The 16,163-nt window shown below is 73.7% G+C and carries 7 protein-coding genes; 3 read left to right on the plus strand and 4 right to left on the minus strand.

What is annotated here, in order from left to right; translation table 11 throughout:
- The first annotated feature begins 148 nt into the window (after positions 1–148).
- On the plus strand, positions 149–868 hold the full coding sequence (locus tag ACIQRW_RS36470) for a class III extradiol dioxygenase subunit B-like domain-containing protein (protein WP_403769141.1): 720 nt from the start codon (positions 149–151) through the stop codon (positions 866–868).
- Between the two features lie 63 nt (positions 869–931).
- Here the strand turns inward: ACIQRW_RS36470 and ACIQRW_RS36475 are convergent, their stop codons facing one another.
- Entirely contained in the window at positions 932–1,288 is a 357-nt protein-coding gene (locus tag ACIQRW_RS36475) for an antitoxin (RefSeq protein ID WP_403769144.1), read from the minus strand.
- Between the two features lie 210 nt (positions 1,289–1,498).
- On the opposite strand from ACIQRW_RS36475, the gene miaA reads away from it, so the two are divergent.
- Both miaA and ACIQRW_RS36485 read left to right on the plus strand, forming a co-directional pair.
- Positions 1,499–2,437, plus strand: coding sequence for a tRNA (adenosine(37)-N6)-dimethylallyltransferase MiaA (miaA, locus tag ACIQRW_RS36480; protein WP_403769146.1), 939 nt, complete (start codon positions 1,499–1,501; stop codon positions 2,435–2,437).
- A gap of 198 nt (positions 2,438–2,635) precedes the next feature.
- Positions 2,636–3,391: a thioesterase II family protein gene (locus ACIQRW_RS36485; protein ID WP_403769149.1), complete on the plus strand. Its 756-nt coding sequence runs from the start codon at positions 2,636–2,638 to the stop codon at positions 3,389–3,391.
- Between the two features lie 58 nt (positions 3,392–3,449).
- On the opposite strand, the gene ACIQRW_RS36490 is transcribed toward ACIQRW_RS36485, so the two are convergent.
- The 3 genes from ACIQRW_RS36490 to ACIQRW_RS36500 all read right to left on the minus strand — a co-directional run.
- Positions 3,450–3,995 (minus strand): TetR/AcrR family transcriptional regulator, encoded by a 546-nt coding sequence (locus ACIQRW_RS36490; RefSeq protein ID WP_403769152.1) that lies wholly within the window; start codon positions 3,993–3,995, stop codon positions 3,450–3,452.
- 87 nt (positions 3,996–4,082) lie between these two features.
- Entirely contained in the window at positions 4,083–7,349 is a 3,267-nt protein-coding gene (locus tag ACIQRW_RS36495; RefSeq protein ID WP_403769155.1) for a type I polyketide synthase, read from the minus strand.
- A partial coding sequence (locus ACIQRW_RS36500) for an SDR family NAD(P)-dependent oxidoreductase (RefSeq protein ID WP_403769158.1) occupies positions 7,346–16,163 on the minus strand: 8,818 nt, incomplete at its 5' end. The genes ACIQRW_RS36495 and ACIQRW_RS36500, both read right to left, overlap by 4 nt.

The following is a 16,163-nucleotide window of genomic DNA, read 5'->3' on the forward strand; positions in this document are numbered from 1 at the left end:
CGGGGGCCGCTCAGCGGTCCCGGCCGGCCGGGACCGGCGGCGGCAGCCGGCCGGGGGCTCGGGGGCAGTAGCCGTCGGCCCCGGCCCACGGACCCCGCGCGGCCGACCGGCCCCCGACCTCCGGCCCCCGACAAGTACGCTGACCGGCATGCTTGTCGCAGCCGCCGTGTGCCCCTGTCCGCCGCTCCTGGTGCCCGAGGTCGCCGCCGGGGCCGCCCCCGAGCTCGATGCCGCGCGTGACGCGTGCCTCGACGCCGTGGGGGTGCTGGCCGCCTCGCGCCCGGACCTGCTCGTCGTCGTGGGGCCGGGCGACGACCCGTCCGCCGGGCCCCACCCGGCAGGGGCCCACGGGTCCTTCCGGGGCGTCGGCGTGGACCTCGGCGTGACGCTCGGTGACGCCCCGCGGGACGCCGCCGCCCCGGACCGGCCGCTGCCGCAGTCCCTCACCGTGGGTGCCTGGCTGCTGGGCCGGGCCCGCTGGACGGGCGCTCCGGTCGAAGGGTTCGCCGTGGCGGAGAGTGAGGCCGCCCCGGAGTGCGCGGCGGCGGGACACTCCCTCGCCCGGCGTGCCGAGCGGGTCGCGATCCTGGTGATGGGCGACGGCAGCGCCTGCCGCACCCTCAAGGCCCCCGGCTACCTCGACGAGCGGGCCGCCGCCTTCGACGCCCGCGCCACCGAAGCGCTCGGCTCCGCGGACCTCGACGCCCTCGCGGCGCTCGACGCGGCGCTCGCCCGTGAACTCAAGGCGGCCGGACGTGCCCCCTGGCAGCTGCTCGGCGGCGCCGCGCGGGACGCCGGGCTCGTCGGCCGGCTGCTCTACGAGGACGCCCCGTACGGCGTGGGTTACACCGTCGCCGCCTGGTCCTGAACAGACCGGCGGCGGGTACGGAGCACTCGGCCCCGTACCCGCCGCCGGTCCCCGGTCACCGTGTCAGGGAGCGGGCGGCGGCGGAGGAGGGGTGTTGCCGGGCGTACCGGGAGTGCCGGGGGTGCCGGGCGTACCGGGAGTGCCGGGGGTGCCGGGCGGACCGGGAGTGCCGGGCGTACCGGGGGTGCCAGGCGTACCGGGGGTGCCCCCGTCCTTGTTCCCCAGCTTGTCCACGGCCTCCTTGGCCTTGCGCGTCCCCGAGTCGATCTTGTCGCTGTATTTGCCCTTGGTCTTCTGGTCGACCGTGCGCGCGGCCTTGTCGAGGCCCTGCTCGATCTTGCCCCCGTGCTGCTGCGCGAGGTCGCCGACCTTGTCCTTGGCCGGTCCCAGCTTGGCCTTCAGGTTGTCCAGGAACCCCATTGGGTCACCTTCCGTGCAGTGAGGACTGTTGAGAACTGGTCGCGGGAGCGTTCTCCCGACCCCATTCTCCGTCACTTGTCCGTTCTTGCCGTTTTTACTCGCCTCATTGCGCGTCCCCGCGCTTCCTTGACGTCGCTCTCCGCGCACGGCCGGGCCTCCACGGGCACCCGGCGTGGTCGGGAGGGCACGGATATTTGGGAGACTGTCCGAGTGACCCCTCCCGCTTCCGCCCCCCGCGTCATCACCGTCGTAGGCCCCACCGCAGCCGGAAAGTCGGATCTGGGGGTCTTTCTCGCCCAGCGGCTCGGCGGCGAGGTGATCAACGCCGATTCCATGCAGCTCTACCGGGGCATGGACATCGGCACCGCGAAGCTGACGCTCCCCGAGCGCGACGGCGTGCCGCATCGACTGCTGGACATCTGGGACGTCACCGAGACCGCCAGCGTCGCCGAGTACCAGCGACTGGCCCGCCTGGAGATCGACCGGCTGCTCGCCGAGGGGCGCACGCCGATCCTCGTCGGCGGCTCCGGGCTGTACGTGAAAGGCGCCATCGACGCCCTGGAGTTCCCCGGTACGGACCCCGAGGTGCGCGCCCGCCTCGAAGCGGAGCTGGCCGAGCGCGGCTCGGGCGTCCTGCACGAACGCCTCGCCGCCGCCGACCCGGATGCCGCCCGGTCCATCCTGGCGAGCAACGGCCGCCGCATCGTCCGCGCCCTCGAAGTCATCGAGATCTCCGGCAAACCGTTCACCGCCAACCTCCCCGGCGACGAGCCGGTCTACGACGCCGTGCAGATCGGCGTCGACGTGGACCGCCCCGAACTGGACGAGCGCATCGCCCTGCGCGTCGACCGGATGTGGGAGGCGGGGCTCGTGGACGAGGTCCGCGCCCTGGAGGCGTCCGGGCTGCGCGAGGGCCTCACGGCCTCGCGGGCCCTCGGCTACCAGCAGATCCTCGCGGTGCTCGCGGGGGAGTGCACCGAGGACGACGCGCGGGCCGAGACCGTACGCGCCACCAAGCGCTTCGCGCGCCGTCAGGACTCCTGGTTCCGCCGTGACGCGCGTGTCGTGTGGCTCGGCGGCGGCCGCCGTGACCGGGGGGAACTCCCGCACCGCGCGCTGACGTTGGTCGAACGAGCGGTCACAACCTGATCACCGTGTGCGTCACGGGCGACCCACGCCCCACGGCCCACGCCCCCTGCGCCCGGCCACCTCAGCGGGCGGGTGGTCCGGGCGCCGACTGGGCCGAGGCCGCGCTCGGGACTCGCGGATGGGGCGTAACCCGGACTTAAGGACGATGGGGCAGGATCAGCCGGGTTCGCAGGCGATCTGAACGCGAGGAGTGCGGGTATGACGGGGCTGACGGTCGACAGCGAGGTGTGGATCAGGCGCTTTCACGCGTCAGCCGCCGATGGCGCGGCGCGGGTACCGCTTGTGTGCTTTCCCCATGCGGGAGGATCGGCAAGCTACTTCCACACGCTCTCCCGGCTGCTGAGTCCGACCGTCGAGGTGCTGGCCGTGCAGTATCCGGGGCGTCAGGACCGGCGGGCGGAATCCGCCGTGGACGACGTCCGGGAGCTCGCGGCAGGGGTGGTGGCCGCGTTGGAGCCATGGGCGGACCGTCGGCCGGCCTACTTCGGCCACAGCATGGGGGCGATCGTCGCGTTCGAGGCGGCGCGAATCAGTGAGCCGACGGTGCTGTTCGCCTCCGGGCGCCGGGCGCCGTCGACACACCGGTCGGAAGCCTTCCATCTGCTCGACGACGACGCGCTGATCGCCGAGACGAAGCGACTCAGCGGGGTCTCAGCCGCACTGCTCGACGACCTGGAGATGCGCGAGCTGGTCCTGCCGCCGCTGCGTGCGGACTACCGGGCGATCGAGACCTACCGCCCGGGCCGGGACGCGGTCGTCGCGACGCCCGTGGAAGTGCTCCTCGGCGATCGGGACCCGCGCGTGACCGAGTACGAGGCGCGGGCCTGGGAGGCCCACACCACGGGGGAGTTCGCCTGCACCGTCTTCCGGGGCGGCGGACACTTCTACCTGTCGGACCGTACCGACGAGCTCGCTGCCTTGATCACCGACAGACTGGCCCGCCTGCCCCGCTGAGCGCCCGCACGGGTCGGCCGGGCGCCGCCATGCCGGCCGGGACGATGGTCACGGCCCGTCAGCGTCGCGGTGGCCACAGGCCGTCGATGAGGACCGTCAGGACCTGGTCGGCCTCCTTCGGGGCATGTTCCCGGGTCCAGGCCGCCGCTGCGATCATGGCGAAGAGCTCGGAGGCCGTGGTGTCGTCCCGTACCTCGCCCGCTCGCTGCGCGCGCTCCAGCAACTGCTGGCCGGACGACTGCATCGACGTGCAAGCGCTGTTCAGCTCGGACGTCTGGTCCTTGAGGCTGTCCATCAGCATCGTCACGAGACCTCGGTAGGTCGTGGCGTGCGCCACCGCTGCCCGTACCCAGGTCGCCAACGCCGCTCCCGCAGGTTCCGTGGTCAGCAACTCGCTGGCGGTGCTGCCGAGTTCGGAGATGCTGTCGCGGAGCATCGTCTTGAGCAGGCTCTCCCTCGTCGGGAAGTGGCGGTAGAGCGTGGCGTTGCCCACCCCCGCCTGCTTGGCGATGTCGTCGAGCGACGTGTGGATGCCGTGCTGGTCGAAGGCCTTCTTGGCCTCGGACAGGAGCCGCTCGTAATTGCGGCGGGCGTCTGCACGCATCGGGCTGTCCTCTCCTTGCCGTGCTGAAAACGATGTCGCTCCCGTCGGAGGCGGGAGCGACATCAAACCGGGGTGTGCCCCCGTATTCTATCCTGCCTCCCCGACGGGCCGTTCCCCTCCGATCTCCGCCGCCAGCAGCCGGGCCAGCTCGGCCGGGGTCGGATGGTCGAACGCGACCACCGAGGGCAGGTCGAGCCCCGTCGCGTCGCTCAGCAGGTTCCGCAGTTCGAGTCCGGTGAACGAGGTGAACCCCATCTCCAGGAACGTGGCGTCCGGGGCCATCTCCGCCGCCGACTCGTGCCCGAGCACCGAGGCCGCCGACGCGAGCACCAGTTCCAGCAGCTCCGCCTCCCGCTCCCGGGGGCCGAGTTCGGCCAGGTGCCGGCGCAGGACAGGGTGTCCGAGGGCATCGACGACACCGACGCAGGTGTCCTGCGCCGGGGCAAAGGGGGCATCCGGCTCTTCGGCGGCTCGCCGGGCCGGTCCGTTCAACCAGTACGAGCGCCGTTGGAACGCGTACGGGGGAAGGGCGATGCGCCGGCCGGTACGGGAGGCGCCGCCCCAGGTCACCGTACGCCCGTGCGCCCAGGCCAGGCCGAGCGCCGCAAGGAGCGTCCGTAGCTCGGGGCGGTCTCCCCGCAGCGCGGGAACGAGGACCTGGGGCTCCTCACGCAGGCTGTGACCGGCGAGCGCCGCCAGTACACCGTCCGGGCCCAACTCGACGTACACCCCCACCCCTTGGTCCTCCAGATGACGGACGCAGGGGTCGAAGCGCACGGCCTCGCGGACATGCCGCACCCAGTAGTCGGGGGAGCACATCTCTTCAGTGGTCGCGGGCAGGCCGGTCAGATTGGAGACCACCGGAATGGTCGGCGGCTGGAAGGACAGGTGGGAGACAGCCTGCCGTAACGCGTCGAGTACGCCGTCCATATGGGGCGAGTGGAAGGCGTGGCTGACTCTCAGCCGCTTCGTCCGGCGGCCCCGGCCCCGCCAGTGCGCGGTGGCTTCGGCCGCCGCGTCCGCGTCCCCGGAGACGACCACGGACCGGGGGCCGTTCACGGCGGCGACCGTCAGCCGGCCCGCGTACCCCTCGGCCAGGAAGGCGTTGACCTCCTCCTCCGTCGCCTGCAAGGACACCATGGCGCCGTCGCCCCGTGCCGACTCCATCAGTCGGCCGCGGACGGCGACGAGCGCGACACCGTTCTCCAGCGTGAGCACCCCGGCCGCGTGCGCGGCGGCCAGTTCGCCCACGGAGTGCCCCATCACGAAGTCCGGTACGAGGCCGTGGTGTTCCAAGGTGCGGAAGAGGGCCGTTTCCAGTGCGAACAGGGCGGCCTGTGCGTACTGCGTGCGGTCGAGGAGCGCGGCCTGCTCGGTTCGCGGCGTCGCGAACACGACCTCCCGCAGGGGGTGTTCCAGATGCTTGTCGAAGAGACCGCACACCTTGTCGAAGGCGGCGGCGAACACGGGATGCGCTTCGTACAGCTCCCGGCCCATGCCGACCCGCTGGCTGCCTTGCCCCGTGAACAGGAACGCGGTGCGGGACCGGCGGTCGGTCCGGCCCCGGACGACACCGGCGGACCCGACACCGGCCGCGAGGTCCGACAGACCGCGCAGCAGCGTCTCGCGGTCCTCGCCCAGGACGACCGCCCGGTCCTCCAGCGCCGGGCGGGCGGCCAGCGACTCCGCCACCTCGCCGGGAGTGAGTGAAGGGTGGTCCGTCAGGTGTTCCAGGAGCCGGCGCGCCTGCGCCCCCGGCGTCCCGGCGCCTCGGCCCGAGAGGGGCCAGGCGATCACCGGGAGCGGGACCGAACCGGCCGGGCCCGCCTCCGTGCCGCCGCCCTGGCCCTCAGGTTCCGGCACTTCGGGCGCCTCCTCCAGGATCAGGTGCGCGTTGGTGCCGCTGATCCCGAAGGAGGAGACGGCGGCCCGGCGCGGCCGGCCCTGCTCAGCCTGCCACGGGCGGGGCCGGGAGAGCAGACGTACCGTTCCGCTCTCCCAGTCCACGTGCGGCGTCGGCTCGTCCGCGTGGAGGGTGCGCGGCAACGTCTCGTTGCGCAGCGCCATCACCATCTTGATGACGCCGCCCACCCCCGCCGCCGCCTGGGTGTGTCCGATGTTCGACTTGAGCGCCCCCAGCCACAGCGGCCGGTCCGCCGCCCGATCCCGGCTGTACGCGTTGACCAGCGCCTGCGCCTCGATGGGGTCGCCGAGAGTGGTGCCGGTGCCGTGGGCTTCCACGGCGTCGACGTCGGCGGGGGCCAGCCGGGCGTTGTCCAGCGCCTGGCGGATGACCGCCTCCTGCGCCGGGCCGTTGGGTGCGGTGAGCCCGTTGCTCGCACCGTCTTGGTTGGTGGCGCTGCCCCGGATGACGGCGAGGACGTCGTGGCCGTTGCGTCGGGCGTCGGAGAGCCGCTCCAGGACGATCAGCGCCGAGCCCTCTCCGAAGCCGGTACCGTCGGCGGCGGCACCGAAGGACTTGCACCGGCCGTCGGCGGAGAGCCCTCGCTGTCGGCTGAACTCGGTGAACAGACCCGGGGTCGACAGGACCGTCGCCCCGCCGGCGAGCGCGAGCGAGCACTCGCCCTGACGCAACGCCTGGACGGCGAGATGGATGGCGACCAGGGAGGAGGAGCAGGCAGTGTCGACGGTGACAGCCGGCCCCTCGAACCCGAAGGTGTACGCGATCCGGCCGGTGGCGACCGAGGGAGCGGTGCCGTTGCCGATGAACCCTTCGAGCTCCGCGGGGATGTGCGGCAGCCGCGCCGCGTAGTCGCTGTACATCAGGCCGGCGAACACTGCCGTCCGGCTGCCCCGCAGCTCCCGCGGGTCGAGACCGGCCTGCTCGAGAGCCTCCCACGTGGTCTCCAGCAGAAGCCGGTGCTGCGGGTCGGTCGCCAGGGCCTCGCGCGGGCTGAGCCCGAAGAACCCGGCGTCGAACTCCGTGGCGTCTGCCAGGAAGCCGCCGTTGCGCGTGTACGAGGTGCCGGTCCGGTCCGGATCGGCGTCGTACAGCGCGGCGAGATCCCAGCCCCGGTCCTCGGGGAAATCGCCGATGACGTCGGTGCCCGAGTCCACGACCCGCCACAGGTCCTCCGGGCCGTGGATGCCGCCGGGGTAACGGCAGCCGATCCCGACGATGGCGATCGGCTCCCGCGCGGCCGCCTCGGCCTGAGCGAGCTGCTGCCGGGTCTCGTGCAGATCGGCGGTGATCCACTTGAGGTACTCGACGAGCCGCTCCTCCTGGGAGACGGGGTCGGCCGAGCCCGACCCGGGGGCGTCGTCGATGCCCGGCGCGCGCTCGGCGCCGCCCGTGCTCTGCGTGGTCTTGGTGCTGCTCGCTGGTGTAGTCACTTCGACCGGGCCTTCCTGCCGAATTCGCTGTCGATGAGGTCGAGAAGATCACTGGTCGAAGCCGACTTGATACGGGCGGAGACGTCCGGCGCCGGATCGGCGGGGGCAGCCGTCGGGCCCTCCAGCCCCCGCAGCAGTTCCCGCAGCCGCCGCGCGACCTCGCTGCGGGAGGCGGTGTCGGCGTCCGGAGTTTGAGCCAGTGCCCGTTCCAGGGCGTCGACTCCGGCGAGCGGATCGGCCACGGTCCCCGTGGCCCCGCTTGCGGCGGTCTCCGCCTGCGCCCGGGTCCGCAGCACGGTGGCGAGCGAGGCCGGAGAGGGGTGGTCGAAGACCACAGTCGCGGGCAGCCTCTGCCCCGTGGCGGTGCTCAGGCGGTTACGGAACTCCACCGCCGTCAGGGAGTCGAAACCGAGCTCCTTGAACGACTGCTCGTCGTCGATGAGGGTCGTGTCGCCGTGGCCGAGGACCACCGCGGCCGTCTCCCGGACCAGGTCGAGCACCAGCCGCTCGCCCTCCGCCTCCGGCACCGAAGCGAGCCGTTCGGCCAGCGACCTGAGTGCGGGAGCGGCCGCCGTCCGGCGCGCCGGGGTCTTCACCAGGGCGGTGAAGAGGGGCGGAAGGAGACCGGCCCCGGCCTGGCGTCGCAGCTCGGCGTGGTCCAGGCGCGCCGCGACCACGGAGGCCGGCCCACCAGCGAGGGCGACGTCGAGGAGGCCGAGCCCGTCCTCGCGCGTCAGCGGGACGACACCGTCGCGGCCGAGCCGGTGGCGCTCCTGGTCGCCCAGGTGGCCGGTCAGCGCGCTGCTGTCCTCCCACAGGCCCCAGGCCAGGGAGAGCGCGGGCAGTCCGAGAGCGCGGCGGTGCGCGGCCAGGCCGTCCAACAGGGCGTTGGCCGCGGCGTAGTTGCCCTGCCCCGCGTTGCCCACGACACCCGCGAGGGAGGAGAAGAGGACGAACCCCGCGAGCGGCAGGTCGCGGGTCAGCTCGTGCAGATGCATCGCGGCGTCGGCCTTCGGGGCGAGCACCGTGTCGAGTCGGTCCGGGGTCAGCGACTGGACCACCCCGTCGTCCAGTGCTCCGGCCGCGTGCACCACCGCCGTCAGCGGACGGTCGGCGGGCACGGTGTCCAGCAGCGCGGCGAGCGCGGAACGGTCGCTCGCGTCGCACGCCTCGACCCGGACCTCCGCGCCGAGCGCGGTGAGTTCGTGGGCGAACTCCTCGGCGCCCGGGGCGGCCGGGCCACGCCGGCTGATCAGCAGCAGGTGCCGTACGCCGTGCTCGGTGACCAGCCGCCGGGCGACCAGGCGGCCCAGCGTGCCGGTCGCGCCCGTGACCAGGACCGTCCCTTCCGGGTCCCATGCGCGGCCGGCCGCTGCGGCGGGCTGGATGAGGCGAGGCACGACGGTGAGCCGGGGGACGTACAGCACGCCCTCGCGCAGGGCGAGTTCGCCCTCCTCGGCCCGCGCTGCCGAGGCGAGCGAGGCGAGGGAGGCGGCCGAGCCGTCATGGTCGACCAGCACGAACCGGTCCGGGCTCTCGGTCCGCGCCGTGCGCAGGAGCCCCCAGAGGGCGGCGGCCACCGGGTCGACGCCATCCCCGTCCCGTACGGCGACCGCACCGCGCACCGCCACCAGGAGCCGTCCGGCGGTCAGCCGTTCGTCATCCAGCCACTCACGCAGCAGCGCGAGCAGCGGGGCGAGCGAGGCCCGGACGCCGTCGCCGGGCGGCGTGGTGCCGAGGGACCCTCCGCCCCGCGCGCCGTCGTACGCACCCGCGAAGGAGGCGACGGTCGTGTCCGGCAGCTCAGCCGTGCCGTCGGCGACGGCCGCGGCGAGCGCGGCGGGGCGGGCGAACGCGGTGGCGTCCAGAACACGCACGAGCTTGTCGGTGTCCTCCCCGAGAACCGCCCACGTGCCCCCGGGCGAGGCCGGGACGGCGACCGGGCCGGTCCAGTCGACCGTGTACAGGGGCAGGTCCGCCGCACCCCGCGTCCGTAGCGCGGTCAGCTCCGCCTCGGGCAACGGCCGCAGCGCCAGGGATGCGCAGTGGGCGACGGGTGCGCCGTCCAGGTCGGTGACCCGCAGGGTGACCGAGGTCTCCCCGGTTCTGGACAGCCGCACCCGCAGCGCCGTGGCTCCGGTCGCGTGCAGGGTCACCCCGCTGAAGGAGAACGGCAGCAGGAGCTCGTCCGCCGCCCCGGCGCCGTCGACCGTCGCCAGCGCCAGCGGGTGGAGTGCGGCGTCGAGGAGTGCGGGGTGGAGGGTGTGGCCTGTGGTGTCGGTGTCTTCGGGGAGGGTGACTTCGGCGTAGAGGTCGTCGCCGTGGTGCCAGAGGGCGGTGAGGCCTTGGAAGAGGGGGCCGTAGGCGTAGCCGCGGGTGGCGAGTTCGTCGTATGCGCCGGTGAGGTCGACGGGTTCGCCGGGTGGGGGCCAGGGGAGTTGTTCGGTCGCTGTGGTGGTGGGGGCGAGGGTGCCGGAGGCGTGCCGGGTCCAGCCGGCGGTGTCACCGGGACGGGAGTGGATCGCGAGCGGCCTGCGGCCCGCCGCGTCCGGGGCTCCGACGGCCACCTGAAGGGCCACTGTGCCCTGTTCCGTGAGGGTCAGCGGAGCTTCGAGGGTGAGGTCGTCGACCGACCCGGCCCCGGTGACGTCCGCCGCGTGCAGGGCCAGGTCGAGGAAACCAGTGCCCGGGAACAGGGCGGTGCCCTCCACCGCGTGCTCGGCCAGCCAGGGGTGGGTGCGCAGCGAGATCCGGCCGGTGAACACCGTCTGGTCCCCCTCGGCGAGCGGGACGCTCGCACCGAGCAGCGGGTGTCCGGCGGCGTCCAGGCCCAGGCCCGCCGCGTCGACGGCCGTCCCTGACCCCTCCAACCAGTGGCGCTGCCCCAGGAAGGGGTACGTGGGTAGCCCGGCCGGGTCCACCGGGTGCCCGGCCGGACGCCACGCGCCGGGCGAGGCACCCGCCACGTGCGCCTCGGCGAGCGAGGCGGCGAAGCGCTCCGGGCCACCCTGGTCGCGGCGTAGCGAGCCCAGCGCGGCTGCCGGGGTGCCGGCGTCCTCGATCGTGTCCTGGATCGCGGTGACGAGTACCGGGTGCGGGCTCACCTCGATGAACGTGGTGTGCCCGTCGGCGAGCAGCCGGCGCACGGTCTCCTCGAAGAGCACCGGCTCACGCAGATTGCGCAGCCAGTAGGCGCCGGTGAGGTCCGTGCCCGCGAGCGGGGCATGTGTGACGGTCGAGTAGAAGGGCACGTCCGCCGTGCCGGGGACGACCCCGGCAAGCAGCTCCCGCAGCTCCCCCTCCAACGCGTCGACGTGCGGGGAGTGCGAGGCGTAGTCGACGGGGATGGTCCTGGCCCGGACGTTCTCGGTGGACAGAAGCTCCTGGAGCGTCCCCAGGGCGTCGGCCGCGCCCGAGACGACCGTCGCGGCCGGGCCGTTGACCGCGGCGATGTAGGTGTCGTCGAGCAGCCGTGCCCGCACGGTGTCCGCGGGCAGGGGGACGGAGAGCATGCCGCCGGTTCCGGCGAGCCGGGTGATGGCCCTGCTGCGGAGCGCGGCGACCCGGGCGGCGTCGGCGAGGGTGAGGGCGCCGGCGAGGTGGGCTGCCGCGATCTCGCCCTGGGAGTGCCCGATCACGGCGGCGGGTTCGACGCCGTGGTGGCGCCAGAGCCTGGCGAGAGAGACCATCATCGCGAACAGCGCGGGCTGCACCACGTCGACGCGGTCGAGCTCCGCGGCCTGCGGGTCTCCTGCCAGGACGGCCATCAGGTCCCAGTCGGTGTGCGGGGCGAGCGCCTCGGCACACTCCCGTACGTACCCCGCGAACTCCTGGCTGCTGGCCATGAGGTCGCGGCCCATCGCGAGCCACTGGCTGCCCTGCCCGGGGAAGACGAACACGGCGCGACCGGGTTCGTGGCCCACGGGGGAGCCGGTGACCAGGCCCGGGACCGACTTTCCTGCGGCGAGCGCGTCCAGCCCGGCCAGCAGGTCTGCGCGGTCCCCGGCGGCGACGACGGCACGGTGCTCGAAGCGGGTACGGGCCGCGAGCGCATCCGCGATCCGCTCGGCGGGGACGTCGGGGTGTCCGACGGCGTACGTGTGGAGCTGCCGCGCCCGCTCCTTCAGGGCCTCCGCGGTCTTGGCGGACAACAGCCAGGGAAGCGCGGGGAGTTCCTCGCCCGACGGCGCGGCGGTGTGCTCGGCGTCGGCCTGCTCGATGATGACGTGTGCGTTGGTGCCGCTGATCCCGAAGGAGGAGACGCCGGCCCGGCGCGGCTCGTCACCGGTCGTGTCCCAGGCGCGGTCCTCGGTGAGGAGCCGCACGGTGCCGTCCGACCAGTCGACGTGTGAGGTCGGCCGGTCGACGTGCAGGGTCTTCGGCAGCCTGCGGTTCCGCAACGCCATCACCATCTTGATGACGCCGCCGACGCCGGCGGCCGCCATCGTGTGGCCGATGTTGGATTTGAGGGAGCCGAGCCAGAGGGGGTGTTCGGGGGTGTGCCGGGTGCCGTAGGTGTTGAGGAGTGCCTGGGCTTCGATGGGGTCGCCGAGGCGGGTTCCGGTGCCGTGGGCCTCGACGACGTCGACCTGGTCGGGGGTGAGGCGGGCGTTGGCGAGGGCTTGGTGGATGACGCGTTCCTGGGAGGGGCCGTTGGGTGCGGTGAGGCCGTTGCTGGCGCCGTCCTGGTTGGTGGCTGTGCCGCGGACGACGGCGAGGACGGGGTGTCCGTTGCGGACGGCGTCGGAGAGCCGTTCCAGGAGGAGCAGGCCCACGCCTTCGCCCCAGCCGGTGCCGTCCGCGGAGTCCGAGAAGGCCTTGGACGCGCCGTCGGGGGAGAGCGCCCGCTGACGGCTGAACTCGATGAAGCTCGTGGGCCCCGCGAGGACGGTCGCGCCGCCGGCCAGGGCCAGGGAGCACTCGCCCTGCCGCAGCGACTGGGCCGCCAGATGCAGCGCCACCAGCGACGACGAGCACGCCGTGTCCACCGAAATGGCCGGACCCTCCAGACCGAAGGTGTAGGCGATCCGGCCCGAGGCGACGCTGGCGGTGGTGCCCGTCGCCAGATACCCCTCGACGGCCTCGGGGGTCTGGCCGAGCCGGGTGACGTAGTCGCCCGCCACCACGCCGGCGAACACCCCGGTGTCGCTGCCGCGCAGCGCCGTCGGGTCGATCCCGGCGCGCTCCACCGCTTCCCAGGCCGTTTCGAGCAGCAGCCGCTGCTGCGGATCCATGGCCGTCGCCTCGCGCGGGTTGATACCGAAGAACGCCGCGTCGAAGCGGTCGGCCCCGGTGAGGAACGAACCGCGCCGGGTGTACGACGTTCCCGAACGCGTCGGGTCGGGGTTGTAGAGACCCTCGGTGTCCCAGCCCCGGTCCTCGGGGAAGTCGGTCACCGCGTCCGTGCCGGAGACCACCAGCCGCCACAGGTCCTCGGGCGAGGCGATCCCGCCCGCGTAGCGGCAGGCCATGCCGACGATGGCGATCGGATCGTCGTCGACGGACGCCGCCGCTCCAGCCGTCGGCCGCACGCCGGTGGGCGTCGGCGTGGAAGCGCTCTGGCCGAGCAGCCCCGTCCGCAGGTGGGTGGCGAGCGCCGTTGGCGTCGGGTGGTCGAAGATGAGTGACGAAGGCAGGCGCAGCCCCGTCGCGGAGTTGAGCCGGTTGCGCAGCTCGACCGCGGTCAGCGAGTCGAAGCCGACGTCCTTGAAAGGCCGTTCGGCGGCGAGGGCGTCGGCTGCGCCGTGCCCCAGGACGGCAGCGGCCTCGGACCGCACCAGCGCCAGCAGGTGCCGGTCGCGCTCCGACGCGTCCAGGGCGGTGAGCCGCTCCGTCAGGGAAGCCGAGCCTGCCGGGGCCGGACGTCCCCCGGCGGCTGCCCGCCGGGTCCGCTGCCGCACCAGGCCGCGCAGCAACGGCGGCAGTGTGCCGCTCTGGGCGCGGGCCCGCAGAGCGGGCAGATCCAGGCGGAGCGGGACGAGCAGAGGTTCGTCGCAGGTGAGCGCCTCGTCGAAGAGCGCGAGGCCGCGTTCGGGGTCGATCGGTGCGAAGCCCGCGCCGGCCAGCCGGGCGCGGTCACCCTCCCCGAGCGCGCTCGCCATGCCGTCGGCCGCGCCGTCGGCCTCGGAGCCCCAGAGCCCCCAGGCGAGGGAGACGCCGGGCAGACCGTTGGCGCGGTGGTAGGCGGTGAGGCCGTCGAGGAAGGAGTTAGTGGCCGCGTAGTTGGACTGCCCCGCGTTGCCGACGATCCCGGCGAAGGAGGAGAACACCACGAAGGCGGCCAGGTCCAGATGGCGCACGGCGTCCGTCAGGTGCCAGGCGGCGTCCTGCTTCGGGCGCGCGACCGTGTCGAGACGCTCCGGCGTCATCGACTCGATGGTGCCGTCGTCCAGCACACCGGCCGTGTGTACGACGGCCGTCAGCGGGTGTTCGGGTTCGACCGCCGCGACCAGCCGCCGTACCTCCGCGGCGTCGCCCGTGTCGGAGGCGACCACGGTGGCCCGCGCGCCCAGCGCGGCGAGCTCGGCGACCAGCTCGTCCGCCCCCGGGGCCTCGGGGCCGCGCCGACTGGTGAGCAGCAGGTGCCGTACACCGTGCCGAACGGCCAGATGGCGGGCGAAGTGCCGCCCGAGAGTGCCGGTGCCGCCGGTCACGAGCACCGTGCCGTCGGGGTCCATGGCGCGCGGCAGGGTCAGCACGACCTTGCCGACGTGCCGGGCCTGGCCCAGGTACCGGAACGCGTCCTGTGCCCGGTGGATGTCCCACGCCTCCACGGGCAGCGGAGCCAGCCGGCCCGCCTCGAAGCGGGCCCTCAGCTCGGCCAGCATCTCCTGGATGCGGTCGGGGCCGGCCTCCATGAGGTCGAACGCCCGGTAGACGACGCCCGGGTGCGCCTCGGCGACCCGTTCGGGCTCGCGGACGTCCGCCTTGCCCATCTCGATGAACCGGCCGCCGCCCGGCATCAGCCGCAGCGACGCGTCGACGTACTCGCCGACGAGCGCGTCCAGGACCACGTCCACCCCCCGGCCGTCGGTGGCGGCAAGGATCTCCCGCTCGAAATCGAGGGTGCGGGAGTTCGCCAGATGGGCGTCGTCGAAGCCTTGGTAGCGCAGCGCGTCCCACTTGGCCGGGGACGCCGTGCCGTACACCTCCAGACCGCGGTCGCGGGCGATCTGCGTCGCGGCCATGCCGACGCCGCCGGCGGCGGCGTGGACCAGCGCGGTCTGGCCGGGGCGGGCGTCCGCGAGGTCGGACAGCGCGTACAGGGCGGTGAGGAAGACCACGGGCGTCGCGGCGGCCTGGGCGAACGACCAGCCGCGCGGAATCCCGGTCAGCAGCCGGTGGTCGGTGACGGCGACGGGTCCCGCCGCACCCGCGGTGAACAGGCCCATCACCCGGTCGCCGACGGCTACCGAGGTCACGCCGGGACCGGTCTCCAGCACGTACCCGGCGCCCTCGCTGGCGATCGGCGCCTCCCCCGGGTACTGGCCCAGGGTGATGAGGACGTCGCGGAAGTTCAGCCCGGCAGCCCGTACGGAGATCCGCACCTGACCCGGTGAGAGAGACGAGTCGGGGGCCTCGGCGGGCAGCAGTGCCAGGTTCTCCAGGGTTTCCTTCGCGGTCGAGCCGAGCCGCCAGTTGGGCGAGTCGGCCGGAACGGGCAGCCGCCCCTCGGGCACGGCTGTGCTCAGCCGGGCCGTAAGGACGGTACCGCGGCGGATCGCGAGCTGCGTCTCGTCGGCAGCCGTCTCCAGCGCCGGCCCGAGGGCCCGGTACGAACCCTCCTCGCGGTCCAGGTCGATCAGCAGGAAGCGGCCGGGGTGCTCGGTCTGCGCGGAGCGGACCAGTCCCCACACGGCCAGGCTCTGGTCCCGTATCGGCTCGTCGTAGCGCGTGGAGACGGCGTTGCGGGTGACCACCACGAGCCGGGATCTGGCGAACCGGTCGTCCGACAACCAGCGCTGGATCATCCCCAGCATGCGGTGCGGCGCCTCGCGCGCGATCTCCACCGGGTCGTACGTGCCCTTGGACGGGCGCCCGGGTGTGAAAGGCAGCAGTACGTCGGCAGGTACCGGGCCCTCGGCGGCGGCCAGAGCGTCGAGGTCGGCGTGGCACGCCACCCCCTCGCCCAGGGCCGGGGCGACTCCGATGACGTCCGGACCCACCACTGCCCGTGCCGGCGTGGCCTCCCCGGCCAGGGGTCCGGTCGAGTTCGGGACGGGCCGCCAGTCAACCCGGAACAGGGCGTGGGACGGGCCGCCGGAGGCGGTGGACGTCGAGGAGAGGTCGGCGGGGCGGATCAGGAGCGAGTCCACGCTCACGACCGGGACGCCCTCGGGGTCGGTCGCGGTCAGCGCGACCGTGTCGGTGCCGGAGTGGGTCAGACGCACCCGCAACCGGTCGGCCCCGGTGGCGTGCAGGGCGACGTCCGTCCAGCTGAACGGCAGCCGGACCGAGCCGGGTGCGCCGCCCACGGGATCGAACAGCAGCGGGTGGAGTGCGGCGTCGAGGAGTGCGGGGTGGAGGGTGTGGCCTGTGGTGTCGGTGTCTTCGGGGAGGGTGACTTCGGCGTAGAGGTCGTCGCCGTCCTGCCAGAGGGCGGTGAGGCCCTGGAAGGCGGGTCCGTAGCTGTATCCGTGGGTGTCGAGGCGTTCGTAGAGGCCGGTGAGGTCGACGGGTTCGCCGGGTGGGGGCCAGGGGAGTTGTTCGGTTGCCGTGGTGGTGTCGGTGAGGGTGCCGGTGGCGTGCCGGGTCCAGGGTTCCGTGTCGTCGGTACGTGAGTGGATGGTCAGTGGCCGGCTGCCGTCGTCGGTG

The organism is Streptomyces sp. NPDC091287, from assembly GCF_044768525.1.
Taxonomy (GTDB): domain Bacteria; phylum Actinomycetota; class Actinomycetes; order Streptomycetales; family Streptomycetaceae; genus Streptomyces.